Origin of the sequence: Kitasatospora sp. NPDC056446 (assembly GCF_042796115.1) — a bacterium.
Taxonomy (GTDB): Bacteria; Actinomycetota; Actinomycetes; order Streptomycetales; family Streptomycetaceae; genus Kitasatospora.
This window is the reverse complement of the sequence record NZ_JBHTRF010000009.1, coordinates 54,262-71,544: the sequence shown is the minus strand read 5'-3', so window position 1 is coordinate 71,544 and position 17,283 is coordinate 54,262. Positions and strand designations below refer to the sequence as shown.

At 72.3% G+C, this 17,283-nt stretch carries 17 protein-coding genes; 5 read left to right on the top strand and 12 right to left on the bottom strand.

Annotation, left to right across the window (positions count from 1 at the left end; translation table 11 throughout):
* Positions 1-75 precede the first annotated feature (75 nt).
* The gene (locus tag ACFQ6N_RS08655; protein WP_380647834.1) at positions 76-1,866 is read right to left on the bottom strand and encodes a diguanylate cyclase domain-containing protein; all 1,791 of its coding nucleotides are present in this window, start codon (positions 1,864-1,866) and stop codon (positions 76-78) included.
* 370 nt (positions 1,867-2,236) lie between these two features.
* On the opposite strand from ACFQ6N_RS08655, the gene ACFQ6N_RS08650 reads away from it, so the two are divergent.
* The gene (locus tag ACFQ6N_RS08650; RefSeq protein WP_380647833.1) at positions 2,237-2,764 is read left to right on the top strand and encodes a flavin reductase family protein; all 528 of its coding nucleotides are present in this window, start codon (positions 2,237-2,239) and stop codon (positions 2,762-2,764) included.
* A 1-nt stretch (position 2,765) separates the two neighbouring features.
* Here the strand turns inward: ACFQ6N_RS08650 and arfB are convergent, their stop codons facing one another.
* Entirely contained in the window at positions 2,766-3,200 is a 435-nt protein-coding gene (arfB, locus tag ACFQ6N_RS08645; protein WP_380647832.1) for an alternative ribosome rescue aminoacyl-tRNA hydrolase ArfB, read from the bottom strand.
* A 90-nt stretch (positions 3,201-3,290) separates the two neighbouring features.
* Between arfB and ACFQ6N_RS08640 the strand changes: the two genes are divergently transcribed.
* Positions 3,291-3,788, top strand: coding sequence for a hypothetical protein (locus tag ACFQ6N_RS08640; RefSeq protein ID WP_380647831.1), 498 nt, complete (start codon positions 3,291-3,293; stop codon positions 3,786-3,788).
* A gap of 134 nt (positions 3,789-3,922) precedes the next feature.
* On the top strand, positions 3,923-4,498 hold the full coding sequence (locus tag ACFQ6N_RS08635; protein ID WP_380647829.1) for a TerD family protein: 576 nt from the start codon (positions 3,923-3,925) through the stop codon (positions 4,496-4,498).
* A gap of 98 nt (positions 4,499-4,596) precedes the next feature.
* Here the strand turns inward: ACFQ6N_RS08635 and ACFQ6N_RS08630 are convergent, their stop codons facing one another.
* The 7 genes from ACFQ6N_RS08630 to ACFQ6N_RS08600 all read right to left on the bottom strand — a co-directional run bounded on the left by ACFQ6N_RS08630 (position 4,597) and on the right by ACFQ6N_RS08600 (position 11,181).
* Positions 4,597-5,784, bottom strand: a complete 1,188-nt coding sequence (locus ACFQ6N_RS08630; RefSeq protein WP_380647827.1) for a hypothetical protein — start codon at positions 5,782-5,784, stop codon at positions 4,597-4,599.
* A gap of 122 nt (positions 5,785-5,906) precedes the next feature.
* Positions 5,907-6,404: a DUF3180 domain-containing protein gene (locus ACFQ6N_RS08625; protein ID WP_380647826.1), complete on the bottom strand. Its 498-nt coding sequence runs from the start codon at positions 6,402-6,404 to the stop codon at positions 5,907-5,909.
* Between the two features lie 207 nt (positions 6,405-6,611).
* On the bottom strand, positions 6,612-7,211 hold the full coding sequence (folK, locus tag ACFQ6N_RS08620) for a 2-amino-4-hydroxy-6-hydroxymethyldihydropteridine diphosphokinase (protein WP_380647825.1): 600 nt from the start codon (positions 7,209-7,211) through the stop codon (positions 6,612-6,614).
* A gap of 40 nt (positions 7,212-7,251) precedes the next feature.
* Complete coding sequence (gene folB / locus ACFQ6N_RS08615) at positions 7,252-7,611, bottom strand: dihydroneopterin aldolase (RefSeq protein ID WP_380647982.1); 360 nt, start codon at positions 7,609-7,611, stop codon at positions 7,252-7,254.
* A 247-nt stretch (positions 7,612-7,858) separates the two neighbouring features.
* Positions 7,859-8,338 (bottom strand): nuclear transport factor 2 family protein, encoded by a 480-nt coding sequence (locus ACFQ6N_RS08610; RefSeq protein WP_380647824.1) that lies wholly within the window; start codon positions 8,336-8,338, stop codon positions 7,859-7,861.
* A 14-nt stretch (positions 8,339-8,352) separates the two neighbouring features.
* Positions 8,353-9,237, bottom strand: coding sequence for a dihydropteroate synthase (gene folP / locus ACFQ6N_RS08605; RefSeq protein ID WP_380647822.1), 885 nt, complete (start codon positions 9,235-9,237; stop codon positions 8,353-8,355).
* A gap of 102 nt (positions 9,238-9,339) precedes the next feature.
* Positions 9,340-11,181, bottom strand: a complete 1,842-nt coding sequence (locus tag ACFQ6N_RS08600) for a phosphatidylglycerol lysyltransferase domain-containing protein (RefSeq protein WP_380647821.1) — start codon at positions 11,179-11,181, stop codon at positions 9,340-9,342.
* 377 nt (positions 11,182-11,558) lie between these two features.
* On the opposite strand from ACFQ6N_RS08600, the gene ACFQ6N_RS08595 reads away from it, so the two are divergent.
* Positions 11,559-12,713 (top strand): alpha/beta hydrolase, encoded by a 1,155-nt coding sequence (locus ACFQ6N_RS08595; protein ID WP_380647820.1) that lies wholly within the window; start codon positions 11,559-11,561, stop codon positions 12,711-12,713.
* Between the two features lie 117 nt (positions 12,714-12,830).
* Positions 12,831-13,619: a ferritin-like domain-containing protein gene (locus ACFQ6N_RS08590; RefSeq protein WP_380647819.1), complete on the top strand. Its 789-nt coding sequence runs from the start codon at positions 12,831-12,833 to the stop codon at positions 13,617-13,619.
* Between the two features lie 52 nt (positions 13,620-13,671).
* Here ACFQ6N_RS08590 and folE read toward each other — a convergent pair whose 3' ends face one another.
* The 3 genes from folE to hpt all read right to left on the bottom strand — a co-directional run bounded on the left by folE (position 13,672) and on the right by hpt (position 17,221).
* Positions 13,672-14,277 carry a GTP cyclohydrolase I FolE gene (folE, locus tag ACFQ6N_RS08585; protein ID WP_380647818.1) on the bottom strand — a complete coding sequence of 202 codons (606 nt, stop codon included), beginning with the start codon at positions 14,275-14,277 and terminating at the stop codon, positions 13,672-13,674.
* Between the two features lie 108 nt (positions 14,278-14,385).
* Complete coding sequence (gene ftsH, locus ACFQ6N_RS08580; protein ID WP_380647817.1) at positions 14,386-16,440, bottom strand: ATP-dependent zinc metalloprotease FtsH; 2,055 nt, start codon at positions 16,438-16,440, stop codon at positions 14,386-14,388.
* A 226-nt stretch (positions 16,441-16,666) separates the two neighbouring features.
* Positions 16,667-17,221: a hypoxanthine phosphoribosyltransferase gene (hpt, locus tag ACFQ6N_RS08575; protein WP_380647816.1), complete on the bottom strand. Its 555-nt coding sequence runs from the start codon at positions 17,219-17,221 to the stop codon at positions 16,667-16,669.
* Positions 17,222-17,283 lie beyond the last annotated feature (62 nt).

The following is a 17,283-nucleotide window of genomic DNA, read 5'->3' as shown; positions in this document are numbered from 1 at the left end:
GACAACTCGTGGGTAACCGGGCCCCGCCCGCGCCGGCGGGGCCGACCGGGCCGTGTCGTGCGTCCCCGGACGGTCTCAGCCCGCGCGCCGGTGCGAGCGCTCCCCGCGCGCCCCGCGCACCGCCCCGCCCCGGGCCCGCTTCTCGTCGTACATCCGCTCGTCAGCGGTGTGCAGCACCTCCTCGATGCTCATCCCGCAGCCGGCCCAGCCGACCCCGAGGCTCACGCCCACCCGCATCGCCCGTCCGTCGATCCGCATCGGCGGGATGATCGCGTTGCGCAGCCGGTGGGCGAGGTCCTTGGCCTCCTCGCGGCCGATGCCGTCGGCCAGCACCACGAACTCGTCGCCGCCGAGCCGGGCCACCGTGTCGCCGTCCCGGACGGCCTGGCTCAGCCGGCGGGCGACCTCGACCAGCACCGCGTCGCCCGCGTTGTGGCCGAACCGGTCGTTGATCGACTTGAAGCCGTCCAGGTCGCAGAAGAGCACCGCGAGCCCCTTGTCGAGCGCGGCCGCGGCCCCGGTGCGGAACGGCGCGGACCAGGCCTCGCCGCCCGGCCCCTGGTCGGCCGGGACGACCGCGTGCACGTGCTCCCCGTAGCCCGGGCCGATGCCGGGCGGGCCGACGTCGGGCAGCCCGTAGCCGTGCACCGCGGCGGCGTACGGGTCCGCGCCCTCCAGCCCCTCGTGGGCCGCGTGCGCGCTGTAGGTGTCGACCGGGTAGCCGTAGGGCGCCGGGATGCCGGCCTCGGCCGGTCCGGCGGCGGCGGTGCCGACCGGCTGCGGCTGGGCGCAGAGCCGGCGGGCCAGCCGGGACTTGAGCTCGGCGCCGTTGGGCAGGCCGGTGAGCGCGTCGTGGCTGGCCCGGTGGGCGAGCTGGAACTCGTGCCGCTTGCGGTCCTCGATGTCCTCGACGTGGGTGAGCAGGAAGCTCGGGCCCTCGGCCGCGTCCGCCACGATCGAGTTCCGCAGGCAGACCCACTGGTAGCCGCCGTCCCGCCGGGACAGCCGCAGTTCCGCCCGGCCGCTCTCGGCGCTGGTGCGCTCCAGCAGGGCGCGGTCCTCGGGGTGGACGAGGTCGGCGAAGCTCTGCTGGCGCAGCACCGCGCGGGGGCGGCCGAGCAGTCGACAGAGCGCGTCGTTGACCCTGGTCAGCTGGCCGCGCCCGGCACCGTGCAGCTCGGTGATGGCCATCCCGCTGGGCGCGTACTCGAAGGCCTGGCGGAAGCTCTCCTCGCTGGCCCGCAGGGCCTGCTGCTCCTTCTCCAGGCGGGCCAGCGCCCGCTGCATCTCGGCCCGCAGCCGGGCGTTGCCGATCGCGATCGAGGCCTGGAGCGAGAACATCTCCAGGGCCTCGCGGGTCCAGGCGCCGGGCCGCTTGCCGCTGCGCGGGCGGTCCACCGAGAGGACGCCGAGCAGGTCGCCGCCGGCGCTGTACATCGGGGCGAGCAGCCCGTCGGCGGGGTGCCAGTCGTTGGCGTACACGGGCAGCGGGCTGTCCCCGATCCAGCGCGGGATGTCGCTGGCGACGGCCCAGCCGCGGTCGTACGGCAGGAAGCGCAGGGTGCCCCAGTGGTCGCTGACGCCGAGCAGCCGGTCCCAGGACTCGCGGGAGCCGACCTGGCCGAGCAGGACGGAGGGGCCGCCCATCGGGCTCTCCTCCAGCTCCCAGACCGCCGCCACCACGAGGTCGCCGTCCGGGCGGACCAGGCTGACCGCGGCGGCGTCGAAGCCGAGCCCGTGCACCGCACCCTCGACGACGGCCTGCAGCGTGCCCGCGAGGCTGCGGGCAGCGTTGAGGTCCGCCACGACCCGGTGCAAGGTGCGGAGGGTCGCGAGACGGACGTACGGCTCCGACTCGGCTTCCATGCGGGGGCTCCCCGGCTGCTTCGGATAGTTCTTGATTGGTTATCGTCCGATTGCCAGAAGAACTGAATCACAGGGAGCACAGCGTTCGGCACGCTCGGTCAGCAATAGGCCATCACTTGTGACTTAAATCACACGACACTAATGCGCCCTTCATCAGCTCATCCGCCCCATAGCGGGACATAAAGCGCCATCGGCACAATTCCCGTGGTCGACCGCAGCGGCCCCGCACTGAAGCCGGCTGCGCCCGCCGGGCCGCCCGCTTCACTCCTGAGGGTGAGTCCGACCACCCGCCGCACCCCTCGGCCGCGCCACCGGTCCTACGACCAAGGCCCGATGCCGTTTCCCACGGGTGACGACTACCGTGCGGTACGTGTACCCGTCCCCGCAGCCCGAAGCTGCCCCCCACGCCACGCCCGACGAGTTCCGGGCAGCTCTCTCCCAGCTCGCCGCCGGCGTGAGCCTGGTGACCGTCCACGACCCGGAGGACGGCGAGGACGTCGGCATGACCGCCACGTCCTTCCTCTCGGTGTCGCTGGAGCCCCCACTGGTGCTCATCTCGGTCCGCGAGGACTCCCGGATGGACGAGGTGCTCTCCCGGGTCGACACCTGGGCGGTCTCGGTACTGACCGAGGGACAGAAGACGCTCGGCTCGCGCTTCGCCATGAAGGGCCGGCTCAGCGACCGGCTGCTGTTCGCGGACACCCCGCACCGCCGCGGCCCGCGCACCGGCGCCCCGCTGGTCGAGGGCGCGCTGGCCACCGTCGAGTGCCGCACCGAGCAGCGGATACCCGCGGGCGACCACACCCTGCTGCTCGGCCGAGTCCTGGAGGCCGCGGTGCCCGACCCCGGCGGCCGTCCGCTGCTCTACTTCCGCGGCGGCTACCGCACCCTGGGCTGAGCTACTCGCCGCCCCGCGGCGACCGGCGGCCCTGCTTCACCTCGGAGCGGTGCCGCTTGCTGTACAGCCGCCGCTCGACCATGCCCCGGCTCGGCTTGGTCGCCCGCCGGGCCTTCGGCGGCGGCGCGCACGCCTCGGTCAGCAGCGCCGACAGCCGGGCCGCGGCCGCCTCCCGGTTGCGCCACTGCGAGCGGAACTCCGAGGCCTGGACCACCAGCACCCGGCCGTCCACCAGCCGCCCGGCCAGCCGCTCCAGGGCGCGCTCGCGCCACACCTCGGGCAGCGCCCCGGTGGACGCCAGGTCGAAGCGCAGCTCCACCTTGGAGTCGGAGGTGTTGACGTGCTGGCCGCCGGGGCCGGACGAACGCGAGAAGCGCCAGACGAGCTCGGCGTCGGGGACGACCACCGACCCCCGTACGCGGATGGGCTCAGGCATGCGCCCATCATCCCGCGCCCGGCCCGCCCGGTCACCCCGTTATCCGGCCGCCGGCGCCCCGGTTCCCCCCGTGCGCCCCGAGCACCGACAATGGCGTACGTGATCGAGCTCGGCTACTCCCTCTCCAACCGCTTCCCCGACCCCCCGCAGACGGACTACCGCACCGCGTCCGTGCACGCCCTGCGCCACGACCTGTTCTGCGGCGACGTGTACCTCGACTCCGAGGGCGCCGAACTGTCCACCCGGTGGGGCTGGGTCCCGGTGCTCGACTTCGCCTGGGCGCTGTGCGACATCGCCGAGGAGCTGGACCGCGACCCCGCCGGCAACCGGGCCGCCCGGGTGCAGACCGCCGACCTCGACTTCACCCAGAACACCGAGCTGCTGCGCTTCGCCCGCCGCTTCAACTGGGTCGAGGTCACCGCCACCTGGCTGCCGGACGGGCCGCCGGCCGTACTGCGCCACAGCGACCTCCGGCGCGAGGCCAGGGACTTCCTCCAGGACACCCTCGCCGACCTGTTCGACATGCACCCCGACCTGGCCGACAACCCGAACATCTGGTCGCTGCAGGGCCGGTTCCGGCGGATCTGACACCCGTCCTTTGCCCGCGCTTTGCCCCGCCATTCACGCCCGCGAAGAATTCACGGCACCTGCGGAACCAAGCCCCCGCGGTATCGCGTTGTCCCGGGAAATAGCGAACGAAGCGAACGAAGGGTGCAATCGTCATGCCAGTGAGCCTCTCCAAGGGTGGCAACGTCTCGCTGACCAAGGAGGCCCCCGGCCTGTCCGCGGTCACCGTCGGCCTGGGCTGGGACGTCCGCACCACGACCGGCGCCGAATTCGACCTCGACGCCAGCGCGATCGTCCTGAACGCGGACGGCAAGGTGCTGTCCAACGCCCACTTCGTCTTCTTCAACAACACCAGCACGCCGGACAACACCGTCGTGCACACCGGTGACAACCGCACCGGCGAGGGCGCGGGCGACGACGAGTCGCTCAACATCAACCTGTCCGGCCTCCCGGCCGAGGCCGTCAAGATCACCTTCCCGGTCACCATCTACGACGGCACCGCCCGCGGCCAGAACTTCGGCCAGGTGCGCAACGCCTACATCCGTGTGGTGAACGCGACCGGCGGCACCGAGATCGCCCGCTACGACCTCTCCGAGGACGCCGCGACCGAGACCGCGATGATCTTCGGCGAGCTGTACCGCAACGGCGCCGAGTGGAAGTTCCGCGCCGTCGGCCAGGGCTACGCTTCCGGCCTGGCGGGCATCGCCCAGGACTTCGGCGTCCAGATCTGACGCACCCCCGGAACGCGCCGCGGCGCGGGAAGTCGGTCCACCCGACTTCCCGCGCCGCGGTCGTTCCCCGACGTGTCCGACCCGCCGCAACGGCGCCCTCAGCGCGAGGCGCGCAGCTCCGGCAGCTGGATCAGCTCGGTCTCGTCCTCCGGCGTCAGGTCCACCACGGTCGGCTCGCCCTGCTCCGGCTGCCCGGCCGGCTGCGGCTCCCGGCCGCCGGCCGGCACCGCCGCGACGGCCTCGGCCCGGGCCTTGGCGGCCACCGCCTCGTCGCCCACCACGTCCGCCAGGTCGGCCCGCTCCCCCAGCTCGGCGACGCTGCCCACCGCCGGGGCCGGGGCCGCCGGGGCCGCCGGCCGGACCGCCGCGGCCGAACCCGCGCCGCGGCCGAAGAAACTGAAGCCCTGTCCGCGCACCTGCCCGGACTGCACCGGGCGCGGCCGCTGCCGCTCCGCCGACGCCGGCGCCGCGGCCGGAACGGCCTGCGTCCCGCCGAGCTGACCGACCGTCGCCGTCAGCGCCGGGCGCACCGGCGCGGGCTGCACCGGGGGCTTGGCGGCCGGAGCCTCGGCCGCCGCCGGAGCGGCAACGGGAGCCGGAACGGGCGCGGGGGCCTGGGCGGGCGTGGGCACCGCGGGCGCCGGCGGGGCGGGCACGGCCACCGGCACCGGCTTCGCCTGGGCGGCCGGGGCGGTCCGCGCCCGCAGCGCGACCTCCGCACCCGCCGCACGCTCCCGCCGCGCCTCCTGCTCCGCCGCACGGCGCTCCAGCAGCCGCAGCACGGACGCGGCACGGACGTACGCGGCCGGGCTGGCCGGGTACCTCGGGCGGCTCGCGGCGAGCGCCCGCTGGGCCGCCTCGGCCTCCTTGAGCGCCTGCTCGGCCACCGCCACGGCACGCTCCCGCAGCAGCCGGGCGATCTCGGTCTCGGCCTTCGCCAGCCGCGACTTCTCCGCCGTCAGCCGCCGCCCGAACCGGGTGGCCCGCTCCTCGGCGACCTCGGCCGCGTACTCGGCCTCGGCCAACTGCTCCTCGAAGCGCTCCTCGGCCCGCAGCCGCTGCGCAGCGGACATCTCGGCGGCCGCCCGGGCCGCCTTGTCCCGCTGGCGCAACAGCAGCGCGAAGCCGAGCGTGGCGATCACCGCCGCGACGCCCACCGAGCGCACCAGGATGGTGTCCTGGCTGAACAACAGAGCGGCCAGTGCGGCTACCAGCAGTACGCCGGCGGCGGTGGGGGGAAAGGCCCGGCCGAGGACGGAGGAATGACGGTGGCGTCCGCGAGACATGCCAAGAAACTAGCGTGCGAATTGGGGCCGTGTCAGCCCAGGGTCCCCTTCCGCCCTTGACAGGGGGCGGTTTTTACCGCACGTGCCCGGAATCTCACCCAAGATCACCAATAAAGCCCAGGTCAACGGTGCGACGCCGCCGGGCCGCCCGAACCGTTGTGGCCGTCGTGGTTCTCCGGCAGCTTGCAGACGTGCTGGAGCCAGAGCGCCGCGGCGATCACGGCGGCCCCCGCCAGCACCGCGAACCCGGCCGTGACGGCCTGATCCTTGCGGGCCGAGACGTCCAGCTCCCCCAGCAGGTAGATCCCCGCACCCGCGTAGATGCCGGTGACCACCGCCGAGACCAGGGCACTGGCCTGCCCCAGCACCAGCGCCCGCGCCGCGAGCAGCGGGTCGACGCCCTTCGCGCCGTGCTGGCGCTCGCGCGCCGCCTTCAGCCGCGCCCGCAGGGACAGCGCGGTCGCCAGCAGGATCACCGCCACCGCCGCCAGTACCACCGGCGCCGCGCCCGGCACGGCCGGCAGCGTGTCCAGGGAGGCCCACAGCTTGGAGCCGGCCCAGGACAGCGCCGTCGTGGCGGCGGTGATGCCGATCAGCAGGCGGAGGCGAAGCAGCTTCACTCGGAGGAGGTCCTTCCCGGGGTACCAGAACCGGCCGACCGCCCGGTGACCCGACGCGACGGCGCCAGGCCACCGTACCGGGCCCGGCCGGGCGGGCACCCGCGCGAACGGCGGACACCTACTGGTACGGCCGGGCCACCGGTCGAGTTCCCCGGCCGCCGGCCGGCCGCGCACCCACCGGCGCGCCTGCCCACCGGCCCCGAGGGCCTACTCCGGCAGCGTCAGCCGGATGTCCTCGCGGCGCTTCACGCCCTGCGCGCCCGGACCGCCGAGCGCCTCCAGCAGCGCGTCCACCCGCCCGTGCCCGGGCAGCTCGGCCTCCGGCTGGGCGTCCAGCCAGGGGGCGAGCACGAAGGCCCGCTCGTGCGACCGCGGGTGCGGCAGCAGCAGCTGCGGGTCGTCGCTGAGCTCGCCCTCGTAGGCCAGGATGTCGACGTCCAGGGTGCGCGGGCCCCAGTGGACGGTCCGCACCCGCCCGAAGGCGTCCTCGATCGCGTTCCCGCGCTCCAGCAGGTCCCGAGGCGGCAGCGAGGTCCGCAGCACGACGACCGCGTTGTAGTAGTTCGGCTGCTCCTCGGGGCCGCCGACGGCCTCGGTCTCGTAGACCGCGGAGACGGCCTTGATCCTCAGCCCGGGCGTGTCGGCGAGCGCGTCGACGGCACCCTGGAGGGTGTCCAGCCGGTTGCCCAGGTTGCTGCCGAGCGCGATCACCGCACACCGCTGGCTGTGCAGCGTGGTGTCGGCCGAGTCCAGCCTGCTCTCCAGGTCGAACGCGTTCGGCGCGGCGGTCGGGTCGCTGGTGCTCATCGGGAATCCTCTACATCGAGTGCCGGGCGCGCAGCGGCGGTCATGCGCGGCCCCGGTGGATGGTCACGGTCACGTCGTCGAACGGCACGGTGATCGGGGCGTCCGGCTTGTGCACGGTGACCTCGACCTCCTCGACCGCCTCGTGCGCGAGGCACTGGTCGGCGATCCGCTGGGCCAGCGTCTCGATCAGGTCGACCGGCTCGCCGGCGATGATCGCGGTGACCTCCTCGGCCACGATGCCGTAGTGCGCCGTGCGGGTGAGGTCGTCTCCGGACGCGGCGGGGCGGGTGTCCAGGTACAGCACGAGGTCGACCACGAAGGTCTGGCCCTCGACGCGCTCGCGCTCGAAGACGCCGTGGTGGCCCCGGGCACGCAGCCCCCGCAGGGTGACGCGGTCCAGCAAACGAATCACTGCTCCCAGTCGGACGGGCCCCGCCCGGAGAAAGGCATGGACGGGCAGGGCGAAGGCGGGCGGCAGGCCCGCCACTCCGTTTCGAATCTACCCGCGAGCACGGACAACGCCTGACCGTCCTACCCGGCACGAAACGACGCCACGCGCACCGGAATGGCGATTGACGTGAACGTTCGGTGACCACTCGGGAATTCCCGGGCGGCGCCCCGGCACCATATTTCCGCGGCTGCCGGAATCAGTCCTCGTCGTCCTCGTCACCGCTGGTCAGAACGGGTGAACCGTGATGCGACCAGAGCTTCCACCCGGCCGGGGTACGGCGGAACAGATTCGTCGAGACAACCTTTCCGCCGACCAGCGGTCCGAGCTCGCCCTCCTCCTCCGACTCCCCGCCGGACAGAATGTTCTCGGTGCACGTGACAAGGGCCACATCGCCGTGGACCTCGGCCTCGACATCGGTCAGGAAGAACTGGATGTACTCCGTGTTCATCATGATCAGCATGTACGAGCGGGTCACCTGCGCCCGGCCGCGCAGCACCGGCCAGCCGGGGTGCACGCACACCACGCCGCCCTTGTCGTCGGCGTCCGCGGCGCCCAGCCAGGCCTCCTCGACCGCTTCCAGGTCCCCCCGCTCCAGCGCCTCGTAGAGCGCTCGGTTCGCCGCCAGAACGGCCTCCAGGTCCGCCTCGCGGGCCTGTCCGGCCGTCCCACCGCTCAACCTGCCGTCACCTGTCACAGACCCTCCCTCACCCCACGCGCCGCGCGCTGCCAGGCCGCGACCACCCGGACGGCGTCCGCCGTGCCGGACACGTCGTGCACCCGCACCGCCCAGGCTCCGGCCTGGGCCGACAGCACCGAGACCGCCGCCGTCGCGTCGTCGCGCTCCCGGGCCGGGCGCAGTTCCCCGGTTGCCGGGTCGGCGAGCAGCGTACCCAGGAACCGCTTGCGCGAAGCCGCCACGAGGACGGGACGGCCGAGCGCGGTGAGCGCGTCCAGGCGTCCGAGCAGCGCCCAGTTGTGCTCGGGGGTCTTGGCGAACCCGAGCCCCGGGTCGAGGATCAGCTGGTCCTCCTTGACCCCGGCCGCCAGCAGCGCCTCCACCCGGTCGGCGAGTTCGGCGACCACGTCCCGCACCACGTCGCCGTAGACGGCCAGCCGGTCCATGTCGGCGGACTGCCCCCGCCAGTGCATCACCACGAAGGGCGCGCCGGTCTCGGCGACCACCCGGGCCATCGCCGGGTCGGCGAGCCCGCCGGAGACGTCGTTGACGATCGCGGCGCCGGCCGCGACGGCCCGCTCGGCGACCGAGGCGCGCATGGTGTCGACGGAGACCGTCACCCCGGCGTCCACGAGCTCGCGCACCACCGGGACCACCCGGCGCAGCTCCTCCTCCTCGGGCACCCGCTGCGAGCCCGGCCGGGTCGACTCGCCGCCGACGTCCACCAGGTCCGCGCCGCGGGCGCGCAGGGCGAGGCCGTGCGCGATCGCCTTCGCCGGGTCGTGCCAGAGCCCGCCGTCCGAGAAGGAGTCGGGCGTCACGTTGACCACGCCCATCACGGCGCAGCGTTCGAGCCGCGGCAGACCGGCCGGCAGGGAGAAGGACGGCGAAGTGCTCATGCCCCCATTATCGAACGGGGCCCCCGCCGGGGTTTCCCGGCGGGGGCCCGTCACGGAGCCGCACTGCCCGGGGCGCCCGCCGCAGCGGGCGCCCCGGGGGCCTCAGGCGGCCTCGGTGACCTCACGGGTCGACGGGACGGGCATCAGGCCCTGACGCTGGCGCTTGCGGCCGAAGCGGGGCATCCCGAGGGTGATGAAGGCCTCCGCCTGCATCGCGGCGAAGCCGATCCGGGGCAGGTCCCGGGTGTTCGGGAAGACCAGGAAGCGCGGCTCCCACTCGGGCTGGAACTTGGCGTTGAACTTGTACAGCGACTCGATCTGGAACCAGCGCGACAGGAACACCAGCAGCCCCCGCCAGGCGCGCAGCACCGGGCCGGCGCCGATCCGCTCGCCGCGGGCCAGCGCCGAGCGGAACATCGCGAAGTTGAGCGAGACCCGGCGCACGCCCATCGCGGGCACCGCCTGCAGCGCGGCGACGATCAGCAGCTCGTTCAGGCCGGGGTCGGCGGCGCGGTCGCGGCGCATCAGCTCCAGCGAGATGCCGTCCGGCCCCCAGGGCACGAAGTGCAGCACGGCCTTCAGGTCGTCGCCGCTCTCGCCCTCCTCCGGGTCCTTGTGGGCGGTGACCACCACGCAGTCGTCGTCCAGCGGGTCGCCGAAGCGGCCCAGCGCCATCGAGAAGCCCCGCTCGGTGTCGGTGCCGCGCCAGCGGGCGGCGGCGTCGGCGACCCGGAACTTCTCCTCTGCGGTGAGCTCGGAGACCCGGCGCACCTTGCAGGAGTAGCCGTTGCGCTCGATCCGCTTGACCATCTGGCGGACGTTGCGCATGGCCCGGCCGGCCAGCGAGAACGTGCCGGTGTCGACGATCGCCTCGTCGCCCAGCTCCAGCGCGTCCAGGCCCGCCTCGCGGGTCCAGACCTCGCCGCCGACCTCGCTGCAGCCCATCACGGCCGGCACCCAGGCGTGCTCGCGGGCCTCGGCCATGAACACCTTGATCGCGCCGGGCCAGGCCTCGACGTCGCCGACCGGGTCGCCGGAGGCGAGCATCACGCCGGAGACCACCCGGTAGGAGATCGCGGCCTTGCCGGTGGGCGAGAACAGCACGCTCTTGTCGCGGCGCAGCGCGAAGTAGCCGAGCGAGTCGCGCTCGCCGTGCCGCACCAGCAGTTCGCGGACCTTCTCCTCGTCCTCCGCGGTGAGCTCGGGCTTCGGCTTGCCCGGGCGCAGCGCCAGGTAGGCGGTGGTGAAGGCGGTCAGCAGACCGAGCCCGCCGAGCAGGTAGGCGACCAGGTCGGACATCCGGATGTTGTTGTAGCGGATCGGGCCCTCGAAGCCGAACAGTCCGTACCCGACGTGCTGCAGCCGCTCGACCAGTCCCGGGTGGCCGATCTCGTACTTGGTGCGGGTGCTCACGATCAGCAGGCCGAGCAGCACGCTGAGGACGCCCATGACGACCAGGTTGACCACGGCCCGCCAGCGGGTGCGCGGGTCGGCCTTGGCGTAGAACTCGCGCTGGTGGACCAGCATCACGACCAGGACGATCAGCGAGACGACCGCCGGGCCGATCTGGTGCCAGCGCACGATGTGCAGGGCCGCGCTGACCGGCAGCAGCACGCAGACCGCCCGCCAGGCCCGCCGCTTGCGCCGGCGCAGCGCGTGCGCCAGCGGCACCAGCAGGATGCCGACCATCAGCGTGCCGACGGCGGCCAGGCTGGTGGTGCCGCCCGGCAGCTGCCCGGCGAAGGTGTGCATCTTGGTGTGCCGGAGCTTGGGGAACACCGCTCCGGCGATGTCCATCAGTCCGATCAGCAGACAGGCGTAGCCGACCGCCCCCGGGAGCCAGGCCCTCGGGACGGCTGCCGCCTGGGTACGCAGCGTCTGCAGGCCGCGACGACGGCGCGGCGGCTGCTCGGGGCTCGGCTCAACGGACACGGGAACGCTCATGGAAGCTCAGCGTAGAGGCTGCGGTGCGGTGTCCCGTCACTCCGGGGGAGGACGCGTGATGGACCTTCATGCCTATTCCTTCATCAGGCAATGCGCATACCAAGGACCCGGAAACGGTCGGTAAACCGGGGCCGTGGAAGCGCTGCGGGTTGAGCCGGCGGTGGGAGCCGGGGGTCCGCCGCCGCGTGGCGCGGCAGGACCCTCCGGGACGCGTTACGTACGGTGGACGCCGCATTCTAGGGTGCCGGTTGCCTCGGGCTCCCCCCGCCCTCCGCCCCTGCCCGGGCGTCCGGACAGCCTAGCCGCGGTGGCCCGGGCTGACGGACCGCCAGACGATGAAGCCCGCACCGACAGTGTCCCACCGGAAGGCCGACCGCATGGAACTGACCAGCGACGCGCTGGTGAACTCGCTGCTCGCACTCGGAGCTGCGGCCCTGGTCACCACCCTGTGGATCTGGCCCCGGCTGGCGAGGCAGCGCCCGCTGCCGGTGCTCGGCCGGATCGGCCTGATGACGGTGGTTCAAGTCTCGGCCATGGCCGTGCTCGCCCTGTCGGTGAACAACACCTTCGGGTTCTACACGTCCTGGGGCGACCTGCTCAGCCCCGGCGGAGCCAAGCTCGCGCTGACCAGCAGCGAGAACCACAAGGGCGGCACCCCGGTCGCCGACGCGCTGGTCCAGCCCAGCAACGAGGGCGGCCTGGAGACCGTCACCAACCTGCCCAAGGGCACCCCCGAGGAGGTCGGCAAGGTCGAGTCGGTCCGGGTCAGCGGCAAGGAGACGGGATTCTCCGACCAGATGTTCGTCTACCTGCCGCCCGAGTACTTCGACCCGAAGTTCGCCCTGGTCCGCTTCCCCGTCCTGCTGGCCATCGGCGGCTACCCGGGCGTCTCGCTGAACCTGGTCAAGGACCTGCCGCTCCCCCAGACCGCCTACGAGCTCCAGCGCTCCGGCAAGATGCCGCCGACCGTCGTGGTGATGGCCCGCCCGGCGGTCGTCCCGGCCCGGGACACCGAGTGCGTGGACGTCCCCAACGGGCCGCGGACCGAGGCCTGGTTCGTCAAGGACGTGCCGGACGCCGTCCGCGGCAGCTACCGGGTCGGCCGCACGGCCGGCTCCTGGGCCACCTTCGGCTACTCCACCGGCGGCAGCTGCGCGCTGCGCCTGGCGATGCGCTTCCCGAACGTCTTCGGCAGCGCGGCGAGCCTGCACGGCGACTTCACCGTGCGCCAGGACAACTACACCAACGGCGACCTCTTCAACGGCGACAAGGCGCTCACCCAGCAGCACGACCTCGGCTGGCGGCTGCAGAACCTGCCGGTCCCGGCGCTCAGCCTGCTGGTGGTCTCCACCCGCAAGGAGGGCGACTACCCGCAGACCGTCCAGTTCGTCGACCAGGCCACCCAGGTCGCCGCGGCCAATCCCCAGTTCAAGGTCGACTCGCTCTACCTGGACGACGGCGGCCACAACTTCGACAGCTGGACCCGGGAGCTGCCGGCCTCGCTCGAATGGCTGGGCGCGCACCTCGGCTGACGCGTGCGGGTGATTACCCGCCGGTCGGCCCGACCGGCGGGGCGGCCCGGGGGAACGTATCGCGGCCGTCCGCCCGCCGCCCGGCGGGCGCCGCCCCGGATCCGCGCAGGAGGCCCCGTGCTGAGCACCCGATCGCTGTTCGACGAGATCTACCGGAACGACCAGGCGTACCAGCTGTTCTGCAGCATCGCGGCCGGCGGCGAGGACCAGGGCGGCTGGGAGAACGAGCGGATCACGGCGCTCACCCGGGACCCGGTCCTCGCGCCGAAGGTCGCCCGGCACGGCGCCGACGAGCGCAAGCACGGCCGGATCTTCACCCAACTGCTGACCAAGCGCGGCCTGCCCAAGGTGCCGGTCCCGGACGAGGCCGACTACTGCATGCTGCTGGAGCGCCAGGGCGTCGGCCTCTCCCACGAACGGCTGAACAGCGACGTCCCGCTGACCGACCGCGAGATCATCACCTACCTCGCGCACAGCCGGGTCACCGAGCAGCGCGCCGCCGAGCAGATGCGCCAACTGGTCAAGGTGTACGGGGACGAGCCCGAGCTCGGCCGGGCGATGCGGATGATCTCCGCCGACGAGGACAACCACCTCGCGTACTGCCACGAGGAGCTGCTGCGGCTGCTGGCCCAGGGCCATGGCCCGTACATCCGGCACGCCCTGGAGACCAGCGCCCGCGGCGAGATCCGCACCCACCGGGACGTCGGCCTCGCGGTCACCGCCCGGATGGCCCGGATCCTGCGCTGGCCGCGCCGGCGGCTCACCGCGGTCACCCTGGGGGTGCACGCGCTCTACCTGTACGACCGCGCCTTCGGCTGGCGCCGGATGGTCACGCTGCGGATGCCCGAGCGCCGCAACGCGCTGGGCACCCCGGCTCCGCCGCACGCGGAGCACGAGGTGCCCTGAGCCGTTCCGCCGCGCCGCCGTTCTCCGGTCAGCCGGTCAGCCGGTCAGCCGGTCAGCGCCCGATGATGAGGCTCATCGCCTCGGCCCGGGTGGCCGGGTCACGCAGCTGGCCGCGCACGCACGAGGTGATGGTCTTGGCGCCGGGCTTGCGGATGCCGCGCATCGACATGCACATGTGCTCGCACTCGACCACGACGATCGCCCCGCGCGGCTCCAGGATCCGCATCAGGGCGTCGGCCACCTGGCTGGTCAGCCGCTCCTGCACCTGCGGGCGGCGGGCGTAGACGTCGACCAGCCGGGCGAGCTTGGACAGCCCGGTGATCTTGCCGCTGGTGGACGGGATGTACCCGACGTGGGCCACGCCCCGGAACGGCACCAGGTGGTGCTCGCAGACCGAGGTCAGCTCGATGTCCTTGACCAGCACCATCTCGTCGTGGCCGAGGTCGAAGGTGGTGGTGAGGACGTCCTCGGGCTCCTGCCACAGGCCCGCGAATATCTCCTTGTAGGCGCGCGCCACCCGGGCCGGGGTCTCCAGCAGGCCCTCGCGGTCCGGGTCCTCACCGACGGCGAGCAGCAGCTCGCGGATGGCGTTCTCGGCCCGCTTCTGGTCGAAGGTCCCGACGGTGGACGGACCGTCGAGCGTCACCGGGTCGATCATGCGGGCCTCGCTTACATGTGGGGAAGACTCTGGCTGAACAGCACGGATGCCGCGCCTCCAGGGTACAAACCCTGGTGACGCGGCATCCATTCCCCTTGGTTGCGGGGGTCAGCCCTCGGTCGGCGGCTCCGCGGCCGGCAGCGGCGGGAGCTTGACGACGTCCACCGGCGCGACGGCCCCGGCAGCGGCGCCGTTGGTCAGCGCCAGCTCCTTCGGGGACTGCACCGGCGGCCGGGTGGACGGCGTACGACGGGTGGAGCCCGTCCAGGCCGGCCGGGTCGGGCGCTTGACGATCGGCGCGAAGATCTCGGCGATCTGCTCCTTGTTCAGGGTCTCCTTCTCGAGGAGCTCCAGCACCAGGTTGTCGAGCACGTCGCGGTTCTCGACCAGGATCTCCCAGGCCTCGTTGTGCGCGCTCTCGATGAGCTTCTTGACCTCTTCGTCGACCAGCGCGGCGACCTCTTCCGAGTAGTCGCGCTGGTGGCCCATCTCACGGCCCAGGAACGGCTCCGCGTTGTCGGAGCCGAACTTGATCGCGCCCAGCCGCTCGGTCATGCCGTACTGGGTGACCATCGCCCGCGCCGTGGCGGTGGCCTTCTCGATGTCGTTCGAGGCGCCGGTGGTCGGGTCGTGGAAGACCAGCTCCTCCGCCGCGCGCCCGCCCAGCATGTACGCCAGCTGGTCGAGCATCTCGTTGCGGGTGGTGGAGTACTTGTCCTCCTCCGGCAGCACCATGGTGTAGCCGAGGGCCCGGCCGCGGGACAGGATGGTGATCTTGTGCACCGGGTCGCTGTACTGGCAGGCCGCCGCCACCAGGGCGTGGCCGCCCTCGTGGTACGCGGTGATCTTCTTCTCCTTGTCGGACATGATCCGCGTGCGCTTCTGCGGACCCGCCACGACGCGGTCGATCGCCTCGTCCAGGATGTAGTTGTCGATCAGCTTCTTGTCCGAACGGGCGGTCAGCAGCGCCGCCTCGTTGAGGACGTTCGACAGATCGGCACCGGTGAAGCCGGGGGTGCGCTTGGCGACGGCCGACAGGTCGACGTCGGGCGCGATCGGCTTGCCCTTCTGGTGCACCTTGAGGATGTCCAGACGGCCCTGGAGGTCGGGGCGCTCGACCGCGATCTGGCGGTCGAAGCGGCCCGGGCGCAGCAGCGCCGGGTCCAGGATGTCGGGGCGGTTGGTCGCCGCGATCAGGATCACGCCGCCCTTGACGTCGAAGCCGTCCATCTCGACCAGCAGCTGGTTGAGGGTCTGCTCGCGCTCGTCGTGGCCGCCGCCGAGACCCGCACCGCGGTGCCGGCCGACGGCGTCGATCTCGTCGACGAAGACGATCGCCGGGGCGTTCGCCTTGGCCTGCTCGAAGAGGTCGCGGACACGGCTGGCGCCGACGCCGACGAACATCTCGACGAAGTCCGAGCCGGAGATCGAGTAGAACGGCACCCCGGCCTCGCCCGCGACGGCACGCGCCAGCAGGGTCTTGCCGGTACCGGGCGGGCCGTAGAGCAGCACACCCTTGGGGATCTTGGCGCCGACGGCCTGGAACTTGGCCGGCTCCTGGAGGAACTCCTTGATCTCGTGGAGCTCCTCGACCGCCTCGTCCGCACCGGCGACGTCGGCGAAGGTGGTCTTCGGGGTGTCCTTGGTCAGCAGCTTGGCCTTGGACTTGCCGAACTGCATGACGCGGGAGCCGCCGCCCTGCATCTGGTTCATCAGGAACAGGAAGACCAGGACGATGATCACGATCGGCAGCATCGACAGCAGCAGGCTGACGAAGGTGCTCTGCTTCTCCGGGCTCACCGTGTAGCCCTCGGCGAGCGTGTTCGGGTCCTTGTCGTTGATCTGGGCCTGGAGCTTGTCGGCGATGGCGACGCCCTGGTCGCCGATGTACGAGGCCTGGAACTTGGTACCGGACGGGGTCTTGCCCGTGCCGGCGTTGGGCAGCGTTGCGCCGTCCTTCAGCTGGATCTTGATGGTGTTCGAGTCACCGGTGGTGATCTGCGCCGACTTGACGCTGTGCGCATCGATCGCTGCGACGACCTGACCGGTGTCCACCGTCTTGTAGCCGTTCGAGTCCGAAACGACCTGCATCAGTACGATGACGGCGAGGACGGCCAGCACGATCCACATGATCGGCGCACGGAAGTATCGCTTGACGTCCATCCATGCGGGGCGTTGCCGCCCCGTCCCTCCTGCCACTCAGCGGCGCCGTGTGGCTGTGGGCCGCGGCGCATCCGGTTCGGTGCTCATGTGAAGAGCGGTTTATTGGACCGTACCGCAGTGGGACCCACCCATGGCGGGAGCACGGCGACACGGCTTTGGTTCTTTGGTCCCTCGGTCCAACGGGCGGGAACCACCTACTGTTCCCGCCCCTAGCCCGAACGGACCCTCAGCCGCCGTAGACGTGCGGGGCGAGGGTGCCGATGAAGGGGAGGTTACGCAGCTTCTCCGCGTAGTCCAGGCCGTAGCCGACCACGAACTCGTTCGGGATGTCGAAACCGACGTACTTCACGTCGATCTCGACCTTGGCCGCGTCCGGCTTGCGCAGCAGGGTGCAGACCTCCAGCGAGGCCGGGCCGCGCGAGCCCAGGTTGCCCAGCAGCCAGGACAGCGTCAGACCGGAGTCGATGATGTCCTCGACGATCAGGACGTCACGGCCGGCGATGTCGGTGTCCAGGTCCTTCAGGATCCGGACCACGCCGGAGGACTTGGTGCCCATCCCGTAGGAGGAGACCGCCATCCAGTCCATGGTGACCTGCGAGTGCAGGGTCCGGGCCAGGTCGGCCATGACCATCACGGCCCCCTTGAGGACGCCGACGATCAGCAGGTCCTTCCCTGCGTAGTCCCGGTCGATTCGCTCGGCCAGCTCCGAGAGCTTGGCGTCGATCTCGTCCTTGCTGATGAGCACCTTCGCGAGGTCAGCGCCCATGTCGTTCTGGTCCACCGGGGATACGTCCTCAAACGTTCGGGGTCTTTGTGGCCGGCGGCCGGCTCCCCCGGGGCATG